Genomic DNA, 22,688 nt, shown 5'->3' on the forward strand with positions numbered 1-22,688 from the left:
GGTGGCCAAAAAACGACCATTTTAGCGCGTTGCCGGCGGGCCCTGCCGGCTGCCGCGGCCCGCGAGCCGGGCGGGCGTCGCTTACTCCACCGTCACGCTCTTCGCCAGGTTGCGCGGCTTGTCGACGTCGGTCCCGCGCGCGAGCGCCACGTGGTAGGCCAGCATCTGCACCGGGATCGTGTGCACGATCGGGCTCAGCACGCCGACGTGGCGCTCGGTGCGGATCACGTGCACGCCCTCGCTTTCGCTGAAGTTGCTGTCGGCGTCGGTGAACACGAACAGCTGGCCGCCGCGCGCGCGCACTTCCTGCATGTTCGATTTCACCTTCTCCAGCAGGCTGTCGTTGGGCGCGATCACCACCACCGGCATGTCGTCGTCCACCAGCGCCAGCGGGCCGTGCTTGAGCTCGCCCGCGGGATAGGCTTCGGCGTGGATGTACGAGATTTCCTTCAGCTTGAGCGCGCCTTCCAGCGCGATCGGATAGTGCACGCCGCGGCCCAGGAACAGCGCGTGCTCCTTGGGCGTGAAGTGCTCCGACCACAGCGCGACCTGCGGCTCCAGGTTCAGCGCGTGCTGCACGCTGCCGGGCAGGTGGCGCAGGGCTTCGATGTACTCGGCTTCCTTTGCTTCCGGCAGGCGGCCGTTGATCTTGGCAAGCGTGGCCGCCAGCGCGAACAGGCCCACCAGCTGGGTGGTGAAGGCCTTCGTCGATGCAACGCCGATTTCGGCGCCGGCGCGGGTGTAGAACACCAGCCTGCTGGCGCGCGGGATGGCGCTCTCGGGCACGTTGCAGATAGAAAGCGTCAGGTCCTGGCCCAGCGACTTGGCGTACTTCAGCGCTTCCATGGTGTCGAGGGTTTCGCCCGACTGGGAAATCGTCACCACCAGGTGCTTGGGGTTCGCGACCGCGTCGCGGTAGCGGTATTCACTGGCGATCTCGACGCTGCAGGGCAGGCCGCTGATCGCCTCGATCCAGTAGCGCGCCACCGAGCCGGAATAGAAGCTGGTGCCGCAGGCGAGGATCTGCACGCCTTCCACCTGCGCCAGCACCTCCGCCGCGTCCTTGCCGAACAGCTCCGGCTCGAAGCCGCCGGCGTCGATGATCGCTTCCATCGTGTCGCCCAGCGCGCGCGGCTGCTCGTGGATCTCCTTCTGCATGAAGTGCCGGTACGGACCGAGCTCCAGCGACGCCAGCGAGACATCGGACAGGTGCTCTTCGCGCAGCACCGGCTGGTCGTCCTCGCCGAACACGGTCACGTCTTCGCGCGTGATCTCGGCGGTGTCGCCTTCTTCAAGGAAGATCACCCGGCGCGTGGCCTGCAGGATCGCGGAGACATCGGAGGCGACGAAGTTCTCGCCTTCGCCCAGCCCGATCAGCAGCGGGCAGCCCATGCGCGCGACCACCATCCGGCCGGGCTCCTTGCGGCTGACCACGGCCAGCGCATAGGCACCGTGCAGCTCCTTGACCGTGCGCTGCAGCGCGCCGAGCAGGTCGGCGCCGTCCTGCAGGTAGTGGTGGATCAGGTGCGCGATGACCTCTGTGTCGGTCTGCGATTCAAACGCGTAGCCCATGCCGCGCAGGCGCTCGCGCTGCTCTTCGTGGTTCTCGATGATGCCGTTATGCACCAGCGCCACGCCGTGGCTCACGTGCGGATGCGCGTTGGACTCGGTGACCCCGCCATGCGTCGCCCAGCGGGTATGGCCGATGCCGAGCGTGGCCGAGAAGCCTTCGCTGCCGGCGGCGCCTTCCATCTCCGACACGCGCCCGGTGCGGCGCACGCGGCGGATCTCGGTGCCATCGACGACCGCGATGCCGGCGGAATCGTAGCCGCGATACTCGAGGCGCTTGAGTCCTTCGATCAGGACCGGGACCACATCGCGATCAGCGATCGCACCGACAATTCCGCACATGGACACGCTCCTGGGACTGGCCGGACATTGTAGGGCACCGGTCGGCTGCCCCCCCAGGGTCCGGTGCCTGTCCAACCCGCCCGCGCCGTGCCTAGAATCAGGCGAATCGCAACGTCCCGGAGATCCCCTGGTGAGTGAACGTCTACAGGCCCTGATCGCGGCCGCGGGCAGTGCCGCGAACGCGCGCCGCTGGCAGGAGGCCGAACGCCTCTGGTCGCAGGTGCGTGCGCTCGATCCCGGCAACGTGCAGGCGCTTTTCAGCCTCGGCGTGCACGCCCACCAGCGCGGCGACGCCCGGGGAGCGCTGGAGCTGCTTGAAGCCGCGCGCGCCGCCGCACCGGCTGATCCGATGCTGGTGCTGACGCTGGCGGTGGTGCACCGCGACCTCGGCGACGGCGCGGCCGAGTGGAATGCGATCCACGCCGCCCTGGGGCTCGACGCCTACTTCCTCCCGGCGCTGCTGGCCAAGGGTGAATTCCTCGAGCGTGCGGGCCGCGGGCCGGCGGCGGCGGCGGTGTTCCGCGACGCGCTGAAGGTCGCCCCGCCGCGGCCGCAGTGGCCGCCGGCCCTGCAGCGTCGACTGGAGCACGCGAACGGCATCGTCGCCCGCGACGGCGAGGCCCTGGCCGCGTTCCTGGAACAGGCCCTGGCTGCGCCGAGAGAGACCGTGGCACCGGCCGTGGCCGGGCGCTGGGACGAGGCGGTGTCGATCCTCGCCGGCCGCTCCCGGCCCTACCATTCCGAATGCAACCAGCTTTACGTCCCGCGGCTGCCGGCCCTGCCCTTCCACGACCCGGCGCTGTTTCCCTGGATCCCGGCGCTGGAAGCACGCACGCCCGACATCCTCGCCGAACTCGAAGCCCTGGTCGCTGACCGCTTCGACCGCTTCCAGCCCTACATCGCCTACCAGCCGGACCAGCCCGTCAACCAGTGGCAGGACCTCAACCATTCCCGCGACTGGAGTTCCTTCCCCCTGTGGGCGCACGGCGAGCCGGTGCCCGCGAACATCGCCCAGTGCCCCGCCACGGCTGACGCGCTGGCCGCGGTGGACGCGGTCGAGATCGCCGGCCTGTGCCCGAACGCGATGTTCTCCGCGCTGGCGCCGCGGACGCACATTCCGCCGCACACCGGCGAGACCAACGCGCGCCTGGTCGCACACCTGCCGCTGGTGGTGCCGCCGGGCTGCAGCTTCCGCGTCGGCCACGACCGGCGCGGCTGGGAGCCCGGCAAGGTCTTCGTATTCGACGACACCCTCGAGCACGAGGCACGCAACGACAGCGACCAGCTGAGGGTGGTACTGATCTTCGACGTATGGAACCCGCTGCTGTCGCTCGAGGAGCGGGCGATGGTGCAGGCCCTGGCCAGCGCGATGCGCGACTACCGCGCATCCGCCGGCGCCTGATCCGGGCCGGTGCCCAGGTCCACGCCGGCAGCGCGCAGCATGTCCTCCAGCGGCGCGAGCTGGCTCCGGTACCGCCGCCATCTGCCCGAGGCGTCTCCATACAGCGGCCGGCGCACCTGCCAGGCGCTGGCGGTCTTGACCGTATTGCCGAGCTCGTGGAACCGCAGGCAGTCCGGATGCCAGCCCAGGCCCAGGGCATCGAGCAGCGTGCGCAGAGGGGCTTCGGGCGCGGCGACGAAGGCGTCGTAGTCGAAGTCCAGCACGTCGCCGGGATACAGCGCCTGCCAGTGCAGCGCCAGCCGGCGCTGCAGCAGGACGTGGTGGCCGATCCCGACGAGCGTCGCCGCCCACGGGAAGGCACGTGGATTCAGGTGCTGCATCAGGATCGACAGCGCGATGTCGCGCGGGTCGCGGCGCGTGACCACGACTTTCGCGCGTGGAAACAGTCGCTTCGCCAGCCCCACGAGCAGCAGGTTGTCGGGGCGCTTGTCGGTGAAGATCCGCGCGCCCGGCGCCGGGTGCAGGCGCGCGAGGGCCGCACCCTGGTAGGCCTGGGCGAGCGCCTGCAGCTGCTGCCCGTCGAGCGTTGCCATCGTGGCTGGAAACGGTGCCAGCGCGCCGGCGGCCATGCGCGGCAGCAGGTCGAGTTCGCCACCGGCCACGACGTCCGGGTGCGCCGCCAGCACCTGCTCGAGCAGGGTCGAGCCGGAGCGGAACATGCCGCAGATCCACAGCGGTCCGGGTTCCGCCGCCGCCGACGCGCCCGGATCGCCGGCAACGCCGGCCCACGCGACGTCCGGGGCCGGCAGCGGGAATGCATCCAGCACCTCCTGCACCTGCGCTTCGGCCGCGACCGGGTCGTAGGCGGGATGGCCCGCGTGGGCCAGCGACTTGCCGCGGACGAATGCATCGATCGCGTCCGCGGGCAGGCGCAGCGCGTCCAGCGCACGCCCCCGCGCCAGCCACAGGTTCGCGCGCGTGGCCGGCGCCAGCGCAGGAGCGCCGGCGCTGCGCCGCAGCCGGTCCAGCATCGGATCGTCCGCGGCAACGGGCGGCTTCAGCTGGGCCAGCCGGGCCAGCGCTTCGGCGGCCGCGGCATCGCCCTCGCCGCGCGCGAGCAGCGCCTCGTACGCCTCGCCGGCCTGTTCGCGGCGGCCACGCTCCTCGTGCAGGTTGCCGAGGTTGAGCAGCGCCGCCGGGTGCCCGGGCGACAGCCGCAGCGCGCGCCGCAGCTCCGCCTCCGCGTCGTCATCGCGGCGCAGGTGGTCGGCGAGGATCGCGGCGCGGTTGACGTGCACCATCGCCGGGTCGGCCACGCCCTGGCGCAGGGCCTCGGCATAGGCATCGAGCGCCTTTTCGAAGGCGCCGGCACGCCGCAGCGCGTAGCCGAGGTTGAACCAGCCGTCGGCATCGCGCGGCGCCTGCGCGAGCAGCGCGCGCAGGCCGATGATCGCCGACGCCCAGTCACCACGCGCCAGGTGCCCTCCGGCCTCGCGCCGCAGCCCTGCGGTCCCTTCGTCCGCGTCCTGCATCCGCACCCTCCCGCGTGTGGACGCATACTCTAGTGCACGCCCGCCCGCGGGCCGTTCCGGAGACCGCGATGCCCCGCCCGCACCTCCCGCTGCTGACGCTGCTGCTTGCCGCCGCACTGCCCGCCACCGCCGTGGCGCAGCCTGTCAGCGGCCATCCCTGTGCGTCCAGCTCCGACCCGGCGGAGCGGCTGGCCTGCTACGACCGCGCCTTCCCGCCACCACCGGAGGTACGCCAGGCCGCCGCCGCGCGGGCGGTGGAGGACTTCGGCCTGCCGCAGGCAAGCCGGTCCGCAACGCCGCTGCGCAACCCGGGCCAGCCCGCGCAGGAGGTCGAACCCGACCGGATCGAGGCCCGCGTGAGCCGGGTGGACAGCGCCGGGGGCCGGCGCTGGCTCACGCTCGACAACGGCCAGCGCTGGACCGTACCCGCAGGCGCCACCGGTGCCCTGGCGCCCGGCGACGTGGTCCGGATCACCAAGGGCGCGCTCGGCGGCCACATGCTGCGCACGCGAGGCGGCGTGTCGCTGCGCGCCCGGCGCGTCCGCTAGGCGTGCCGGTCGCGCGCCCGCTGGATGCCGCGCAGGCACAGCGCTTCCTCGCCGCACAGGCAAGGCTGCGCGAAGGCGACGGCGCGGCCGCTCTGAGCATCGCGCGCACGCTTGCGGCCGACGCCCCGCAGGCGGCCGACGCGCAGCAACTGCTGGCGATGTGCCTGGCCGACGCCGGCGACGACGCCAGCGCCCACGCTGCGTTCACGCGCGCGGCCGCACTGGCGCCGGGGAACGAAGTGATCGCGCTGAACCACGCCGCGTGGCTGGGCCGGATCGGCGAGTCCGCCGAGGCGCTGCGCGTCCTGCTTGCCTGCCCTGACACCACGCGGACCGCGTTCCACGCCGGCAGCCTGCACCTGCGCCTGGGCCAGCCCCGCGAGGCGCGCGCCGCGTTCGAGCGCGCCCTTGCGCTCGGTCCGGCCACGGCGCAGGCCTGGCACGGCCTGGGCAGCGCGCTGCAGGCGCTCGACGAGCTGGAGGCCGCCGACGACGCGCTGCAGCGCGCGATCGCGCTTGCGCCGGAGGCCGCGCCGGCTTGGGTCAACCGCGGCGCCGTGCTGCGGCGGCTCGGACGTCTGCAGGACGCTCGCGCGTGCCTGCTGCGCGCCCAGGCGCTCGACCACGACACACCCGAGGTGCGCAACGCCCTGCTGGGCCTGCTGCAGGACCTGGGCCAACCGGCACAGGCGTTGTCCGCGGCGCGCGCGCTGGTGGCACGCGATCCCGGATTCATCGGCGGGCACGAATCCCTGGCCCACCTGCTCTGGGAGCACGGCGACGCGCTCGCCCCCGGCGAGGATCCGCTGGGGCCGCTGTGCTCCGCCGCACGTGCGCAGCGCGCCAACGTCCCGCTGCAGCTGGCCTGCGTGCGCGCACTGCTGGACGCGGGCCGGAGCGCCGAGGCGCTGGCATGGCTCCAGCCACTGCGCAGTGCCTCGCCGGGACAGCCCGCGCTCGACTGGCTGGCCGCCGACGCGCTCGACCGCCTCGGCCGCGGCGGCGAGGCCGGCGTGCTCTACGCCCGCGTCGCCGCACAGCTGGGCGACCTGCGCCCGGATTTCCTCAACGCGCACGCCCGCCACGCCTTCCGCGCCGGCAGGATCGACCTCGCCCGCGCCTGCGCCGAACGCGCCACACGCCGCGATCCGCGCAACCAGGAGGCCTGGAGCCTGCTCGGCACCGCCTGGCGGCTGGCCGGCGATCCGCGCGAGGAGTGGCTGTTCGGCTACGACCGGCTGGTCGGCGAACTCCCCATCCAGCCGCCCCCGGGCCACGAAGACGTGCCGGGCTTCCTGCACGCGCTGGACGCGACCCTCGCCGGCCTGCACCTGGCATCGCGCGAGCCGCGCGCGCAGAGCGTGCGGGGAGGCACCCAGACGCCGGGGCGGCTGTTCGGGCGCGACGACCCGGTGATCCGGGCGACGGCCGAGGCGCTGCGGGCGGAGGTCGAAGCCTGGCTGGCCGGGCTGCCGGACGATCCGCGGCACCCCTTCCTTGCGCGCCGCCAGCGCGGCATCCGCTTCATCGGCTCATGGTCGGTGCGCCTGCGCAGCGCCGGCCACCACGCCGACCACATCCACGACGAAGGCTGGCTCAGCTCGGCGTTCTACGTGGCAGTGCCGCCTTCGGTGCGTCATCCGGGCGGACCCGGGGCCGCCGCCGGCCCCGGCTGGCTGCAGCTGGGACAGCCGATGGCATCGCTGGGACTCGACCTCGGCCCGCGCCGCCTGGTGCAGCCGCGCCCCGGCACCCTGGTCGTGTTTCCGTCCTACCTCTGGCACGGCACCGTGCCCTTCGACGATCCCGGGCCGCGCGTTACCGTAGCCTTCGACATGCAGCCCGCGCCCTGAGCGGCGGCATCAGTCGACGGCGATCCCGGCCTCGGCCAGCCTCCGCACCAGCGGTTCCAGCCGCTTCCGGTGCCGCTGCGCACCGCCGACCGAGCGCGCATGCACCGGCTCGCGCACCTGCGCCGCGCTGGCGGTGGTGAACGCGGCCCGCGCCGGCGCCTGGCCGTATCGGGTCTCGGGGTCCCAGGGCAGGCCGCACCATTCGAGGATGCGCCGGGCCTGGCCGTCGGGGTCGGCCACGAGGTCTTCGTAGCGCACGTCCAGGATCGTGCCCGGCATCACCTCGTGCCAATGCGCCATGGTCTGCCGGTAGGCGATGTAGTAGCGGGCAAGCTCGTCGAGGTCGTAGGAGAAGTGGTAGGCGCTGAAGAACAGCGTCTTGTAGACGGCATGGCAGCTGTCGAGCGGGTCGCGCTGCAGGTGGATGATGCGCGCCTCAGGCAGCGCCCTGCGGATCAGCCCGCAGTACATGTAATTGGCCGGCATCTTGTCGATGAAGCGCTCGGCGCCCGCCGCCTCGGACACGCCGCGCGCGTAGTCGCGTCCCAGCGCCTCGAAGTCGATGTGCAGCGACGCCTCCGCGGGCGTCAGCTGCGGTCGTGCCTGCAGCGCCTCGCGCGCATGGGCGCCGATGAGGTTGCCCAGGTCCAGCGGTTCGCCCGCCGAGCGCACGCTGCCGCCGTGCACCAGCATGCGCTCGACCAGGGTGGTGCCGGTGCGCGGCATGCCGACGATGAAGATCGGCGCCGCGCCGGCATGGCCACGCGCGGGCGCAGCCATCACCTCGCGGCCGTAGGCGGCGCGGATCCGCGCCTGGGCTTCACATTCCCCCGCGATGTCATGGTCGAGCGTCTGCCTGCGCAGGCGCGCACCGGTGTCGAGGGCATCGAAGGCCGAGGCGTGCTCGCCCAGGTCTTCCAGCTCCTTGGCCAGCGCATACCACGCCGCGGCGTCCTGGTCCGGACGGCCGAGTCCGGCGGCAATCCGCTGCTTCAGTTCGTCGACGTGGTTGCGTCCGGGTGACTGCCGGCGCAGCGTGCTGCGCAGGTACAGCGCATGCCCGGCCTGCGGCGCGATCGCGAGCATCCGGTCGAGATTCGCCTCGGCCGCTTCGAAGTCACCGGTGAAGAATTGCGCGACGGCCAGGTCGTAGAGCAGGCCGGGCTGCGGCCCCATCGATCCAAGCGCCTGCTGGTACAGCGGCACGGCATCAAGCGGCCGGTTGCAGTTGGCGGCGATGCTGGCGGCCTGCCACAGCGCCTGGCCACCACCGCGCCCGCGCGCCTTCGCGGCCACCGACAGGGCCAGGTCGAGCGCCTCGCGCCGGCGCCGCAGGTGCAGCAGCAGGCCCGCCTGCTTGAGCCGCAGCGCCTCGTTGCCGGGACCGGCGTCGATCGCCCGCTGCATGTAGCCGAGCGCCTCGTCCGGCGCGCCTTCGGCCACCGCCGCCTCGCCGGCCAGTACCAGCGCGTCGACATGATCGGACTGCTCCCGCAGCAGGCCGGCGGCATGCCGCACGGCCTCTTCCACCCGGCCCTCGCGCAGCAGCGCGTAGCCCTGCATCACCCCGGCCGGGGCGCCTCCACTCGCTGTCATCCCGTGCCCCCGACCCGTTGCCTGTCCCGAGTCTAGCCGCACCGGACGGGAAAAAAGGCGGCGGGACAGGCCCGCCGCCAAATGTTGCCGATGGAGATGAGAGTCGAGTCGATCCCGGGTCAGAAGTCGAACGTGACGCTGGTGAACGCGTAGCGGCCGGCCTGGTCGAAGCCCGACAGCGAGTTGGCCTGGACCGGTCCGAGGTTGCCGCCAATCATCGGCGGCTCCTTGTCCGCGATGTTGTTCACGCCCATCGTCCAGGTGATGTTTTCACCCAGCTGCACCGAGCCGGACAGGTCAATGTAGTTGAAGGCCTTGAGCTTGCCCGGGCCGCTGAGGAAATAGTCGGTGCCGGGGGTCGAGCCATCGGTGTTGCGGTAGTCCATTTCGCCGATATAGCGCCAGCGCAGGCCGACGGTGTAGCGGTCGATGGCATAGCGGACGTTGGCGATGTGCCGCCATTCGGGCGTCGAGCACTGGCTGTTGATCAGGCCTTCGCAGCTGTAATCGGCCGAGCTGTCGCCGGGCACCGGCTGGAAGGAACGCTCGAGGATGTAGCTGCCGACGAACGACGTCGTGAGCCGCCCGGGTCCGGCCTGGAAGCCGTAGCCGGCCGTGAGGTCGATGCCACGGTAGCGGCGCGTGCCGAAGTTGCCGTTGGTGTTGACCACCAGGCCCGACGTGTCCGGATCGCTGCCGCGGAACAGGTCGCCGGTGACGGCGTTGCGGCGGATCAGGGTGCACATGGTGTCCTGTCCATTGGCACAGAGGTTGATGATGGTGCGCGCACCGATCGTGCCGATCACGTTCTCGAGCTCGATGTCGTAGTAGTCGACGCTCAGTTCGAGGTTCTCGATCGGACTGGCCGCGAAGCCCACCGTCCAGGTGTTGGCGATTTCCGGCTGCAGGTTGGGATTGCCACCGATGAACTGGTTGTTCTGGCCCGCCGGGTTGGCGGCGACATTCCCGTACTGTGCCGCGCTGACGCCGGTGCGCTCGCACTGCGCGGCCGTGAACTCGGGCGTGGGCCCGGCGCACGGATCGTCGCCCACCCACAGCGCGATCTGCTGGTCCGAGAACAGTTCGTTGACGTTGGCGCCGCGGATGGCGCGGTTGAAGCCGGCGCGGAAGCGGTAGCGGTTGTCGGCGAAGCTGGCGCCCAGGCCCACCTTCCAGGTATCGACGGCCCCCGAGGTGCTGTAGTCGGTGTAGCGGTAGCCCAGCTGCAGGTCGACGCTGTCGAAGCCCGCGACACCGGCGACCAGCGGCACGTTCGCCTCCATGAAGACCTCGTCGACCTCGTAGCCCCCGGAGAGGTTGGTGGTCGGACCACCAAGGCCGGTGAAATTGCCGGTCTGCATGTTGCTGTCGGCCACGCGCTTGAAGCGCTCGTTGCGCTTCTCGAAGCCGAGCACGGCGCTGATCGGCATGTCGGCGACGAACCCGAAGCCCAGGTCACCGGTCGCGTAGGCGTTGAGCACCTTCATGTCGGTCGAGTAGTTGACGATGCCCACGCCCTGCAGCGCCTGTGCCTGCTCCGGAGTGATGCTGTCGGTCCAGACCTCGTAGGGGACGCAGCCATCGAAGGCACCGGCAGGGCATCCCAGCAGCGCATCGCGCACCCGCGTGGTCACGAAGTCGTTGTGGTTCTCCGACTTCACCGTCGTGCGCGCGTACTGCAGCGAGGCATCCCAGGTCCAGCCCGAATCGAACAGCGCGCCGGTGGCGCCGGTGACGATGCTGTAGTTCGTCGATTCGTCGTCTGAAAGCCGCGGCCCGCCTTCCACGTTGCGCTTGGCGACGTAGACGACGAACTCGTCGTCGGTGATGCCGATGTCACCGCACATGCTCCCGATGACATCGGTATCGCAGTTCACCACGATGTCGGTGAAGAACGCGCCCGACGGCGCGATCTGCGTGCCGCTGCGGCGATTCACGAACATGGTTTCGACGTACGGCTTGAAGTACTCGTTGACGTCGTAGCTGACGCTGGCGCCCCCGGTGAAGCGCGTGTCCGGACGCTGGTAGTAGTTGACCGGCGCGTAGTTGTAGATGTTCGGGCCGTCCGGGATCGTCCAGCCCGAGGCTGACGGCGCCACGTAGGTATACAGGCCCGAGCCGGGGGCCACGATGTAGAAGTTGCCCGGGTCGGCGGTGGGCGAGCCGCCGCAGGCGGTGCCCGTGCCATTGAGCGCGCAGGACGAATAGTCACGCTGGCCCTGCAGCAGTGCGTTGCCCTTGCGCCAGGTCGCCCACGCCATCGCATGGCCGCCCTCGCCGAACGCGCCGCCGATGGCCACGTCGATGTTGCGCGTGACGCCGTCCAGGCCCGAATCCCCGGTCGGGTATTCGAAGTCGCTCTGGTCCATCAGCCCCTGCATGTAGTCGTTGTCGTTGTCGTGCTGGTAACCCGAGTAGCCCAGGTTGACGCTGACGCCTTCGAACTTGTCGTCGAGGATGAAGTTCACCACGCCGGCGATCGCGTCCGAGCCATAGACGGCCGACGCGCCACCGGTCAGCACGTCCACCCGCTGCAGCAGCGCCGCCGGGATGATGCTGATGTCGGGCGTCTCGCCCAGGCCCTTGGGGATGCGACGGCCGTTGACCAGCGCGAGCGTGCGGTTCGGGCCCATGCCGCGCAGGTCCACCGTGGCATAGCCCTGGGACCCGTTGTTGAGGAAGTTGTCGAAGTCCAGTGCCAGCTGCGGGTACTGGTTGACCAGGTCCTCCACCGTGGTGGCGCCGGCGTACTTGAACTCCTCCTGCGAAATCTCGGTCACCGGGCTGGACGCGGTCATCGTCTGGCTGCGGATGCGGGTGCCGGTGACGCGAACCGCGTCCAGCGTGGTGGCGCTGTCCGGCGCGTCCGTACTCCCCTGGTCCTGTGCGAAGGCGGTACTGCTTCCTGCAATGCCTGCTGCGCCCACGGCGAGCGCGATCACGATCGCCTCCCGCAGCTTTGTGCTTTTCGGCTTCATCTATCTCTCCGGAATGATGGAACAAGGACCTGCCGCGACCGCTTGCGCCCCCCGTTGTGGCCGCCACTGGACTCCACCTGAACGGCGGAGCAGTTCGATACTAAGCACACTTGCAACAAAAATGAACATATGTTTAACGAAATGGATGCAGCGGCTTCCGGCGCATAGCCGCGGGCGCGGACACCGGCGGACGTCCGCCAACGGTGTCCCGGACACCGGCCATTTGTGACAAATCGCTTTTAAATCAAGTATTTACCAGGTGGCACGGGGTTTGCGTATTCAAGAGGTGAACGCCACCCGGAGCACCCATGTCCATCCCACGCCCCATCCGCGATACCTCCGCCCAGGACGCTCCCCGCGAGTCCTCCGGCAACTCCGGCCGGCGACTGCGCCGGTGGACCTGGCCCGCGCTGGCAGGCTTCGCCGTTCTCGCCGCGGCGGCCTGGGTGGCGGTGGGCTGGAGCGGCGGCGGACGCTCGCACGACGCCTCCCGCCTGCGCGTCGCCGAAGTGGTCCGGGGCGACCTGGTCCGTGACCTCTCCGCCGACGGGCGCGTGATCGCCGCCAACAGCCCGACGCTGTACGCGATCGCCGGCGGCACCGTGGCGCTCAAGGTCGTGGCCGGCGACGCCGTGGAGAAGGGCCAGGAACTGGCGGTAATCGACAGCCCCGAGCTGCGCAGCAAGCTGGTGCAGGAGGAGTCCACGCTCGCCAGCCTGCAGGGCGAGGCCAACCGGGCGGTGCTCGACGCGCGGCTGACCCGGTCCGACGCGCAGAAGCTGCTCGACCAGGCGCTGATCGACCAGGTCGCGGCGCAGCGCGACGTCGAGCGCTACCAGCGCGCCTTCGAGGGCGGCGCCGTGTCGCGCAACGAGTACGACCGCGCGCTCGACGGCCTGAAGAAGGCGGAGATCGGCGTCGCCGCCGCGAAGCAGGATTTCTCGCTGCAGGGCCAGGGCGCCGGCATTGACGCCGGCAACAAGCGCCTGCTGGCCGAGCGCCAGCAGGCCGTGGTCGGCGAGCTGCGCCGCCAGGTCGATGCGCTGACCCTGCGCGCGCCCTTCGACGGCCAGGTCGGCCAGGTGCAGATCGCGCAGGGTACGAACGTGGCGGCCAACGCGCCGATCCTGGGCGTGGTGGACCTGTCGCAGTTCGAGGTCGAGATCAAGGTGCCCGAGAGTTTCGCCCGCGACCTCGGCATCGGCATGCCGGCCCAGGTCACCAGCGTCGGCAAGCTGTGGCCGGCGGAGATTTCCGCGGTGTCGCCCGAAGTCGTGAACGGCGAGGTCAACGCCCGCCTGCGCTTCGCCGATGGCGGCCAGCCGCCGGGCCTGCGCCAGAACCAGCGCCTCTCGGCCCGCATCGTGATGGACACGCGCGAGGACGTGCTGATGGTCGAGCGCGGCCCCTTCCTCGAGCAGGACGGCGGCAACTTCGCCTACGTCGTGAACGGCGGCAGCGCCGAGCGGCGTGCGATCCAGGCCGGCGTGTCCAGCCTGTCGGCCGTCGAAATCGTTTCAGGGCTGCAGCCCGGCGAGCGCATCGTCGTCTCGGGCAGCGACCAGTTCCAGCAGGCGGACCGCGTCCGCATTTCCGGAGAGTGACCATGTACGCAACCACCGGCTTCCCCCACCACGTGCACTGGAGCTCGAGCGAGCTGGCCGACGCCGTGCCGCGCCGGCTGAGCGAGATCTACGGCCTTGTCGCCGCCACGCAGGCGCTCCCCCCGCGGGGCGCCGCCCATCCGCAGGCGCACGCACGCACGCCGCAGCATTTCCTGCCGGCATCGAGCCTGCCCGGCATGTTCCGGGTGAACTGATGCCCGCCAACCAACACTCCGCACAAGGAACCCCCGCCATGCTGGACATGCGCCAGGTCACCAAGGTCTACCGCACCGAGCTGGTCGAGACGCACGCGCTGCGCTCGCTCGACCTGCACGTGGGCGAAGGCGAGTTCGTCGCCGTCACGGGGCCCTCGGGCTCGGGCAAGACCACCTTCCTCAACATCGCCGGCCTGCTTGAAACCTTCACCGGCGGCGAGTTCCACCTCGACGGGGAGGACGTGCGCGGCCTCAACGACAACCAGCGCAGCCGCCTGCGCAACCAGAAGATCGGTTTCATCTTCCAGGGCTTCAACCTGATCCCCGACCTGAACCTCTTCGACAACGTCGACGTGCCGCTGCGTTACCGCGGCATGCCGGCCAACGAACGCAAGCTTCGCATCGAGGACGCCCTGGGCATGGTCGGCCTGGGCTCGCGCATGAAGCACTTCCCGGCGGAACTCTCGGGTGGCCAGCAGCAGCGCGCCGCGATCGCGCGCGCCATCGCCGGCACCCCGCGCCTGCTGCTGGCCGACGAACCCACCGGCAACCTCGACTCGCAGATGGCGCGCAGCGTCCTGGAGCTGCTGGAGGACATCAACCAGCAGGGCACCACCATCGTCATGGTCACGCACGACCCCGAGCTTGCCGCGCGCGCGCACCGCAACGTGCACATCGTCGACGGCATGGCCACCGACCTGTCGGTGGAACCGGGCCTGACCCGGGCGGCGCGCGCGGGCCGCATCGAAGCCGAAGCCGGCGCCCGCGCCACTGCGACCGACGCCTGAGGAGCCCGCCATGCTCAGCTACTACTCGAAGCTCGCGCTGCGCAGCTTCCGCCGCAACAAGGTGCTGACCGCGCTGATGGTGCTGGCGATCGCACTCGGCATCGGCGCCTGCATGACCACGCTGACCGTGTTCCGGGTGTTGTCCGGCGATCCCATCCCGGAGAAGAGCGACCGCCTGTTCTACGTGCAGCTCGATCCGGCCACGATGCGCGGCTTCGTTGCCGGCGAGGAGCCCGCGGCCCAGGTCACGCGCTTCGACGCCGAGACCCTGCTGCGCGAAGGCCGTGGCCTGCGCCAGGCGATGATGACCGGCGGCGCGGTCTCGATCACGCCGGAAAAGGCCGATATCCCGCCGTTTTTCTCCGACGCGCGCTACGCCAGCGCCGACTTCTTCGCGATGTTCGCGGCGCCCTTCCTGCACGGCACCGGCTGGACGCCCGCCGACGATGACGCGAGCGCGCGGGTGGCGGTCATCTCGAAGTCGCTCAACGACCGCGTGTTCGGCGGCGCCAACAGCGTGGGCCGGCCGCTGGTGATCGGCGGCAACGAGTTCCGCGTCGCCGGCGTGCTCGAGGAGTGGCGTCCGACCCCGCGCTTCTACGACATGAACAGCGACCGCTACGGTGAACTGGAGGACGTGTTCCTGCCCTTCTCCACCTCGCGCGCGCTCGACTTCGGCCGCAACGGCAGCATGGATTGCTGGGGCGACGGCAGCCCCGACGAGACCGGGCTCAACGCACCCTGCGTGTGGATCCAGTACTGGGTCGAACTCGAGGACGCCTCGCAGGCGGCGGACTACAAGGCCTACCTCGACAACTACTCGGCACAGCAGAAGGCAGCAGGCCGCTTCGAACGCGAACCCAACGTCCGCCTGCGCAACGTCATGGACTGGCTGGACTTCAACAACGTGGTCCCGCGCGACGTGATGATGCAACTGTGGCTCGGCTTCGGCTTCCTGCTGGTCTGCCTGCTCAACACCGTCGGCCTGCTGCTGGCCAAGTTCCTGCGCCGCAGCGGCGAGATCGGCGTGCGCCGGGCACTCGGCGCATCCCGCACCGAAATCTTCAAGCAGTGCCTGGTGGAGGCCGGCGCGGTCGGCCTGGCAGGCGGCATCCTCGGACTGGGCCTGGCCCTGCTGGGACTGTGGGCCGTGCGCCAGCAGCCCTCCAGCTATGCGGAGCTCGCGCAGCTGGACCTGCCGATGCTGCTGACCACCTTCCTGCTTGCCGTGGCCGCCAGCATCATCGCCGGCCTCCTTCCCGCGTGGCGCGCCATGGACGTCACGCCCGCCATCCAGCTCAAGTCGCAGTAGCCCCGGGGAACGCCTGATGGACATCCGACCGATCCTTTCCACCCTGCTTCGGCACAAGACCGCGGCCGCGCTGATCGTTCTCGAGATCGCGCTGACCTGCGCCATCATCTGCAACGCGCTGTTCCTGGTGGGGGAGCGCATCACCGAGATGAACCGGCCCAGCGGCATTGCCCTCGACGAGCTGGTGCGCATCCAGATCACCCCGATCGGCAACGATGCCGATGCCCCCGCGCAGACCCGCTCGGACCTGCAGATGCTGCGCGCGATGCCCGGGGTCAAGGCCGCCACCACCAGCAACCAGGTGCCGTTCGTGAACTCGTCCTGGAACTCCGGGGTCAACCTGACGCCCGACCAGCAGCAGTCAACGCTCAGCGCCACCATGTACATGGGCGACGAACACTTCCTCGACACCTTCGGCGTGGAGCTGGTGGCGGGGCGCTACTTCACGGCCGACGAACTCGTCGCGCACGCCGCCCTCAGCGATCCGGAACAGGACGTCAGCCTGCCCAGCGTCGTGGTCACCCGCACGCTGGCCGAGCGGCTGTTCCCCGGCGAGGACCCGCTGGGCAAGACGCTCTACTTCGGCGGCGACGATCCGGCGCGCATCGTCGGCGTGGTCGCGCACCTGATCCGCCCCAGCAGCCTCGGTGGCCCGGAAGCCAGCCAGTACTCGATGATCCTGCCGGTGCGCGTCAGCTACGACCTCGGCGGCCAGTACGTCATCCGCACGAGCCCCGAGCGGCGGCAGGAGATCCTGGCCAGCGCCGCCGACGCGCTGCGCGCCAACGGGCCCAGGCGCATCATCCTGGAGGAGAACACCAAGACCTTCCGGGAGCTGCGCGACGAGTACTACCAGCAGCAGCGCTCGATGGTCTGGCTGCTCGGCATCGTCTGCATCGCACTGCTGCTGATCACGGCGCTGGGCATCGTCGGACTCGCCAGTTTCTGGGTGCAGCAGCGCAGCAAGCAGATCGGCATCCGCCGCGCGCTGGGTGCGACGCGCGGCCAGATCCTGCGCTACTTCCAGACCGAGAACTTCATCCTGGCCACCATCGGCATCGTGGTCGGCATGGTGCTGGCCTTCGGTATCAACCAGCTGCTGATGGGCCGCTACGAGCTGCCGCGGCTGCCGCTGGTGTACCTGCCGGTGGGTGCGGTCGTGCTGTGGCTGCTGGGGCAGATCGCAGTGCTGGGGCCCGCGCGGCGCGCGGCCTCGGTGCCCCCGGCCGTGGCCACCCGGAGCGTATGATCCCGGACCGATGCCGACCATCCTGATCATCGACGACAACGCCGCCGTCGCCAGCGCGCTGGAGCTGTTGTTCTCGCTGCATGACATCGACGCGGCCAGCGCGGAGTCGCCTGACGCGGGGCTGGCACGGCTGCGCCAGGGCGACATCGATCTGGTGATCCAGGACATGAACTTCCAGGCCGACACCACCTCGGGCGAGGAAGGCCTGGCGCTGTTCCACGCCATCCGCGAGCGCGAGCCGGACCTGCCGGTGATCCTGCTGACCGCATGGACCCACCTCGAATCCGCGGTCGACCTGGTCAAGGCGGGCGCCGCCGACTACCTGGCCAAGCCATGGGACGACCGCAAGCTGCTGGCCACGGTCAACAACCTGCTGGAGCTGTCGGAGGCGCGGCGCGAGCTCGCGCGCCACCGCAGCGGAGAGCGGCGCCGCCGCAGCGCGCTGTCGCATGGCAACGACCTGCGCGGCATCGTCTATGCCGACCCCGCCAGCGAGCGGTTGCTGTCGCTGGCCTGCCAGGTGGCGCGCTCGGAGCTGCCGGTGCTGGTCACCGGGCCCAACGGCGCCGGCAAGGAAAAGATCGCCGAGATCGTGCACGCCAATTCGCTGGCCAAGGACGGGCCCTTGGTCGCGCTCAACTGCGGCGCGCTGCCGGGCGAGCTGATCGAGGCCGAACTGTTCGGCGCCGAGGCCGGGGCCTATACCGGCGCCGGCAAGGCGCGCGAGGGCAAGTTCGAGGCCGCCGACGGCGGGACCCTGTTCCTCGACGAGATCGGCAACCTGCCGGCCGCCGGCCAGGTCAAGCTGCTGCGCGTGCTCGAGACCGGCCGCTTCGCGCGCCTGGGCGGCAACCGCGAGCGCCAGGTCAAGGTGCGCGTGGTCAGTGCCACCAACGCCGACCTGCCGGCGATGATCCGCGACGGCCGCTTCCGCGAAGACCTGTACTACCGCCTCAACGCGATCGAGCTGGCCGTGCCGCCGCTCGCCGAGCGCCCCGACGACATCCTGCCGCTGGCCCTGCATTTCCTGCCCGCCGGAAAGCGCCTGGCCACCGACGCCGAGCGCGCCCTGCTCCGCCATCCCTGGCCGGGCAACGTGCGCGAGCTGCGCAACGTGGTGCAGCGCGCGGCCTTGCTGTCGCCGGGCGATACGCTGGCCGCGGCGGCGCTGGGCCTGCCGACAACGCCGGCCGCCGCAGTGTCTGCGGCCGGCAGCGAGGAACTGGACCGCGCGGCGATCGAAGCCGCGCTGGAGCGCAGTGGCGGCGTACTGTCGCAGGCTGCCATCGAGCTGGGCCTGTCGCGACAGGCGCTGTATCGACGCCTCGACCGCCTCGGCATCCGGCGCGAATGATGGCGCGGGGCCGGCGCCTGCCGTTGGGCATCGCGTTCGCCTGCATGGCGCTGGCCTACATGACGCTGGCGGCCGGCCTGGTGCTGTTGCTGGAGCAGTGGATCCAGCCGCGCTGGCTGTCGGCGCTGGTCGCGGTCGCGCTGCCGCTGCCGCTGCTGCTCTACCACGTGCACCGCCTGCTGCGGCCGGCGCATTCGCTGTTCCGCGCGCTGGCCGGAAGCGTGGCCAGCTACCGCGATGGCGACTACAGCTTCGGCGTGACCTGGGACGGGGGCGGCGAACTCGGCGGCCTGGTGGCCAGCCACCGCGCGCTTGGCGACACGCTGCGCGACCAGCGCCTGCGCCTGGTGCAGCGCGAGCTGCTGCTGGACACCATGGTCCAGAACACGCCGGTGGCGATGCTGCTGGTGGATCCCGGCGGCCACGTGGTGCTCGGCAACCTCGCCGCGCGCAAGCTGCTCGGCGACGGCCGCAAGCTCGAGGGCGTGGCCTTCGACGAACTGCTGGCCGGCGCGCCCGAGGCGCTGCGCGACGCGTTCGCGCGCGGCGGCGACGGCATGTTCACCGTCGGCCGCGAGGACGAGGAGGACATCTACCACCTCTCGCGCCGCCTGTTCCGGCTCAACGGCCGCCGCCACGAGCTGGTGCTGCTGCGCCAGCTCACCGCCGAACTGCGCCGCCAGGAAGTGCAGACCTGGAAGAAGGTGATCCGGGTGATCAGCCACGAGCTCAACAACTCGCTGGCGCCGATCGCATCGCTCGCGCACTCGGGCGCGGAGCTGCTGCGGCGCGGCCAGCACGAGCGCCTGCCGGGGGCGCTGGCGACGATCGAAGAGCGCGCGCGGCACCTGGAGGGATTCCTCCGCGACTACGCGCGCTTCGCCAAGCTGCCCTCGCCGCGGCTGGAGGCGATCGACTGGCAGCAGTTCCTCGCCCGCCTGCGCAACCAGGTCGAATTCGGCATCGAAGGCCACGTGGACGGCGGCGCGCGCGCCGATGTCGCCCAGCTGGAACAGGCACTGCTCAACCTGCTGAAGAACGCGCACGAATCCGGCTCGACGCCGGGCGGGGTGCGGCTGGCGCTGCGTCGCCTTCCGGACGGCTGGCGCATCGACGTGCTGGACCGCGGCAATGGCATGAACGAGTCGGTGCTGTCGAACGCACTGTTGCCGTTCTATTCCACCAAGCGCCACGGCACCGGCCTGGGCCTGGCGCTGGCGCGCGAGATCGCCGAGGCGCACGGCGGCCGCATCTCCCTGCTCAACCGCGAAGGCGGCGGCCTGTGCGTAAGCCTGGTGCTACCGGGCTGATTGAGTCCTTTCTTGTGGGAGCGGCTACAGCCGCGATTCGCGGACCAGCCCCCCTGTGGGAGCGGCTATAGCCGCGATGGTGGAGTCCCGGCGCAACCGATCGCGGCTATAGCCGCGATGCTGCTGCCAATCGCGGCTATAGCCGCTCCCACAAAAATCTGCTTCAAAGAAGCCGCTTCCACAGAAGCTGCTCCCACAGAAGCGACCTCATCGTCACTCTGCGCTTTCACTCCAGCGCGCGAGGTTCTGCTTGATCGCGTCGATCCCGGCCCATGGGTCCTTGCGGCGCCGCTTGAGCATCGCGGGTACGTCGCGGATGGTGAAGGCGTCGGGTCGCTTGAGCTTGCCCAGGGCGCTCCACAGGATCGGCATCGCCACCGGGGCGCGGGGGCGGGCGCGGAGGGAGTAGGAAGCGACGGCGGTCGCGCCGCGGCCGTTGCGCAGGTAGTCGACGAAGATGCGCTTGTTGCGCTTGCTCTTGGTGGCGGTGGCGACGAACCGGTCGGGTTCGCTCTGCGCCAGCGCCTGCGCGAAGCCCTGGGCGAAGCGCTTGGTGAGGTCCCAGTCGCAGCCGGGATTCAGCGGCACGACCACGTGCAGGCCCTTGCCGCCGGACACGCGCAGGAAGGACTCGAGCTCCATCTGTTGCAGCAGCTTGCGGATGTGGGTGGCGGCCGATTTGATGTCGGCGAACGACACGCCGGGGCCGGGATCGAGGTCGAAGACCACGCGGTCAGCGGTGTCGGGGGCATCTGCAAAGGCGCCCCAGGGGTGGAATTCGATCGCGTTGAACTGCACGAGCTCCAGCAGGCCGGCGGCGTCTTCGACGACGAGGTAGTCGGCGTTGGCGCCGCTTTCCTCCTTCAGGCGCTGGGTGGAGACGAGCTCCAGGCCGGCGGTGAGGTGCTTCTGGAAGAAGCAGGTCTTGTCGGTGCCGGCGGGACAGCGGATCACGGAGACCGGACGACCGGCGACCTCGGGGAGGATGTGGTCGATCACGGCGTTGTAGTAGTCCCAGACGTCGCGCTTGGTGGCGCGGATGTCGGAGAAGAGGATCTTGGTGGGGCTGGAGAGGGTGGGGGGGCTGCGGGGTGGGGGGATCGCGGCTGTAGCCGCTCCCACACGGGATTTTTTGGCCCTGGTTTTGGTGGTTTTGGTTGCTTTGCTGGCTTTGCTGACTTTGTTGGGCTTGATGGCTTTTGTTGCTTTGGCGGTCTTGGTGGTCTTCGTTGCCTTGGTCGCTTTGGTCGCTTTGGGTGCTTTGGCTGCTTTGGTGGCCTTGCCCTTGTCTTTGGCCGCGTTGCGATCACTGTCGGCCAGGTCTTCGATGTCCTTGTCCATGCGAACCGCCTTGAGCGAGGGTTGGCGCAGGAGTTGCTGGCGGCCGATGCCGCGGTAGAAAACGTCCACCACGAAGCGTGGGGCAAACCAGGTGGCGCCGCGCAGGTCGGTGTCGGTGGTGCCTACGTGGGCGGTCGGTTCCTTGCTGCCGCGCTTGGGCAGCCTGGCGGTCACCTCGGCCATCAACGCGTCGTTGAAACCGCTGCCGACGCGGCCGACGTACAGCCAGCCGTGTTCGGCATCGGGCTTCGCCAGCAACAGGGAGCCGAAGCCGGTCCGGCTGCCCTTGGGCTGGGTGTAGCCGACCACGGCGAACTCGTCGCTTTCCAGGCGCTTGGCCTTGCGCCACTCGTCGCTGCGGCCGGGATGGTGGGGGCGGTCGCTGCGCTTGGAGATGATGCCTTCGAAGTCGTTGTCGCCGGCAAGTTCGAACGCGTGCTGGCCGTCGCCCACGGTGTGCGAGCTGTAGGCGAGGTGCCCGGTGGCGCCCTGCAGCAGCTCCTTGAGGAGCGCCTTGCGCTCGACCAGCGGCGCCGCGGCGATATCCACGCCATCCAGGTGCAGCAGGTCGAAGAGCACGTAGGCGAGGCTGCCCTGGCGCTCCCCGGACAGGGTGGCCTGCAGCAGGTTGAAGTCGGCCTTGGTGCCACCGCCGGCGATGAGCTCGCCGTCGAGGGCAGCGGAGTCCAGGCGCAGCGATTCGATGGCGGCGCGGATCTCGGGCAGCTTCTGCGTCCACTCCAGCGCATTGCGCGACCACAGGCGCACGTCGCCGCCGGCGATGGTGGCCAGGATGCGATAGCCGTCCCACTTGATTTCGTGGATCCACTGCTCGCCTTCGGGCGGTGATTCGTGCAGCTTCGCCAGCTGCGGTTCGAAGGCGCCATCGGGCACCTTGCCGCGCTTGGCCTGGGTCAGCGCCTGCGCCTTCTTCGCCCAGTCCTTGCGGCGTCCCTTGCGTGCCGCCGGCACGGTGGCGAGCTTCTTTTTCGCGGCCTTGCCAGCGCCGGCGCGCTTGACGTCGGCGGCGGGTGCGGCGGTGACGTCGGCCAGCAGGTCGTCGGCTTCAAGCTCGCCGGCCCAGGCGTCCTTGTCCTTGAACAGCAGCCACTGCGGCTGGCGCGCGGGCTTGCCCGAGCGCACCAGGTGCCAGCCGCCCTTGAGCTTGTCGCCGAACAGTTCGAAGCGCAGGTGGCCCTTGGCGAGCTGCGCTTCGGGATCGCCCTCGGTGGACCAGACGCCGTGGTCGAAGCGGGCGACGTGGCCACCGCCATATTCGCCCTTGGGGATCTCGCCCTCGAAGCCGGCGTAGTCGACCGGGTGGTCTTCCACCTCCACTGCCATGCGCTTGACCGCGGGGTCGTAGCTCGGGCCCTTCGGCACCGCCCAGCTTTTCAGCGCGTCGCCGACCTGCAGCCGGAAGTCGTAGTGGCGCCGGCTGGCGTGGTGCAGCTGCACCACGAAGATCGCGCGCTTGCCGCGCGGCAGGGGCTTGCCCGGTTCGGGTTCGCGGGTCTTGTCGAAGCTGCGCTTGCGGCGGTACTCGACCAGGCTCATGCCGGTGCGCCGGTTCCGAAGGTCCCCGAACCATCGCCCCCGCGCCGTGAACATCCTGTAGGAGCAGCTACAGCTGCGACCGCGCTTCAAAAAGAAAAAATTCGCATCACCAAGCATCCCGCAACCTCGGCCCTTCCT

At 70.3% G+C, this 22,688-nt stretch carries 15 protein-coding genes; 10 read left to right on the top strand and 5 right to left on the bottom strand.

What is annotated here, in order from left to right:
• Nucleotides 1–81: 81 nt before the first annotated feature.
• On the bottom strand, nucleotides 82–1,911 hold the full coding sequence (gene glmS / locus WCE39_RS03755) for a glutamine--fructose-6-phosphate transaminase (isomerizing) (RefSeq protein ID WP_343275369.1): 1,830 nt from the start codon (nucleotides 1,909–1,911) through the stop codon (nucleotides 82–84).
• 130 nt (nucleotides 1,912–2,041) lie between these two features.
• Between glmS and WCE39_RS03760 the strand changes: the two genes are divergently transcribed.
• A complete protein-coding gene (locus WCE39_RS03760) occupies nucleotides 2,042–3,313 on the top strand; it encodes an aspartyl/asparaginyl beta-hydroxylase domain-containing protein (RefSeq protein ID WP_343275370.1) in 1,272 nt (423 codons plus the stop codon).
• Here the strand turns inward: WCE39_RS03760 and WCE39_RS03765 are convergent.
• A complete protein-coding gene (locus WCE39_RS03765) occupies nucleotides 3,289–4,845 on the bottom strand; it encodes a sulfotransferase family protein (RefSeq protein WP_343275371.1) in 1,557 nt (518 codons plus the stop codon). The genes WCE39_RS03760 and WCE39_RS03765 overlap by 25 nt on opposite strands.
• 68 nt (nucleotides 4,846–4,913) lie before the next feature.
• Between WCE39_RS03765 and WCE39_RS03770 the strand changes: the two genes are divergently transcribed.
• Together WCE39_RS03770 and WCE39_RS03775 are read left to right on the top strand one after the other, a co-directional pair.
• Nucleotides 4,914–5,393, top strand: a complete 480-nt coding sequence (locus WCE39_RS03770) for a hypothetical protein (protein WP_343275372.1) — start codon at nucleotides 4,914–4,916, stop codon at nucleotides 5,391–5,393.
• A gap of 2 nt (nucleotides 5,394–5,395) precedes the next feature.
• Nucleotides 5,396–7,246, top strand: a complete 1,851-nt coding sequence (locus tag WCE39_RS03775; RefSeq protein ID WP_343275373.1) for a tetratricopeptide repeat protein — start codon at nucleotides 5,396–5,398, stop codon at nucleotides 7,244–7,246.
• 9 nt (nucleotides 7,247–7,255) lie between these two features.
• On the opposite strand, the gene WCE39_RS03780 is transcribed toward WCE39_RS03775, so the two are convergent.
• Complete coding sequence (locus WCE39_RS03780) at nucleotides 7,256–8,842, bottom strand: tetratricopeptide repeat-containing sulfotransferase family protein (RefSeq protein ID WP_343275374.1); 1,587 nt, start codon at nucleotides 8,840–8,842, stop codon at nucleotides 7,256–7,258.
• Nucleotides 8,843–8,961: 119 nt separating this feature from the next.
• The gene (locus tag WCE39_RS03785) at nucleotides 8,962–11,820 is read right to left on the bottom strand and encodes a TonB-dependent receptor domain-containing protein (protein ID WP_343275375.1); all 2,859 of its coding nucleotides are present in this window, start codon (nucleotides 11,818–11,820) and stop codon (nucleotides 8,962–8,964) included.
• A gap of 308 nt (nucleotides 11,821–12,128) precedes the next feature.
• Here WCE39_RS03785 and WCE39_RS03790 point away from each other — a divergent pair, with 308 nt between their 5' ends.
• Genes WCE39_RS03790 through WCE39_RS03820 form a run of 7 tightly spaced genes read left to right on the top strand, consistent with a single transcriptional unit; the run spans nucleotide 12,129 to nucleotide 19,652 of the window.
• Nucleotides 12,129–13,424 carry an efflux RND transporter periplasmic adaptor subunit gene (locus WCE39_RS03790; protein WP_343275376.1) on the top strand — a complete coding sequence of 432 codons (1,296 nt, stop codon included), beginning with the start codon at nucleotides 12,129–12,131 and terminating at the stop codon, nucleotides 13,422–13,424.
• A gap of 2 nt (nucleotides 13,425–13,426) precedes the next feature.
• Nucleotides 13,427–13,639, top strand: a complete 213-nt coding sequence (locus WCE39_RS03795) for a hypothetical protein (protein WP_343275377.1) — start codon at nucleotides 13,427–13,429, stop codon at nucleotides 13,637–13,639.
• Nucleotides 13,640–13,677: 38 nt separating this feature from the next.
• A complete protein-coding gene (locus WCE39_RS03800; RefSeq protein ID WP_343275378.1) occupies nucleotides 13,678–14,427 on the top strand; it encodes an ABC transporter ATP-binding protein in 750 nt (249 codons plus the stop codon).
• Between the two features lie 10 nt (nucleotides 14,428–14,437).
• Nucleotides 14,438–15,739 carry an ABC transporter permease gene (locus WCE39_RS03805; protein ID WP_343275379.1) on the top strand — a complete coding sequence of 434 codons (1,302 nt, stop codon included), beginning with the start codon at nucleotides 14,438–14,440 and terminating at the stop codon, nucleotides 15,737–15,739.
• A gap of 16 nt (nucleotides 15,740–15,755) precedes the next feature.
• Entirely contained in the window at nucleotides 15,756–16,988 is a 1,233-nt protein-coding gene (locus WCE39_RS03810) for an ABC transporter permease (RefSeq protein WP_343275380.1), read from the top strand.
• A gap of 10 nt (nucleotides 16,989–16,998) precedes the next feature.
• Nucleotides 16,999–18,342 carry a sigma-54-dependent transcriptional regulator gene (locus WCE39_RS03815; protein WP_343275381.1) on the top strand — a complete coding sequence of 448 codons (1,344 nt, stop codon included), beginning with the start codon at nucleotides 16,999–17,001 and terminating at the stop codon, nucleotides 18,340–18,342.
• The gene (locus WCE39_RS03820; RefSeq protein ID WP_343275382.1) at nucleotides 18,342–19,652 is read left to right on the top strand and encodes a sensor histidine kinase; all 1,311 of its coding nucleotides are present in this window, start codon (nucleotides 18,342–18,344) and stop codon (nucleotides 19,650–19,652) included. Before WCE39_RS03815 ends, WCE39_RS03820 begins: the two co-directional genes overlap by 1 nt.
• Nucleotides 19,653–19,865: 213 nt before the next feature.
• Here WCE39_RS03820 and ligD read toward each other — a convergent pair whose 3' ends face one another.
• Nucleotides 19,866–22,550: a DNA ligase D gene (gene ligD, locus WCE39_RS03825; protein WP_343275383.1), complete on the bottom strand. Its 2,685-nt coding sequence runs from the start codon at nucleotides 22,548–22,550 to the stop codon at nucleotides 19,866–19,868.
• Nucleotides 22,551–22,688: the final 138 nt, after the last annotated feature.

Source organism: Luteimonas yanweni, from assembly GCF_039548475.1.
In the GTDB taxonomy this organism is placed as follows: Bacteria; Pseudomonadota; Gammaproteobacteria; order Xanthomonadales; family Xanthomonadaceae; genus Luteimonas.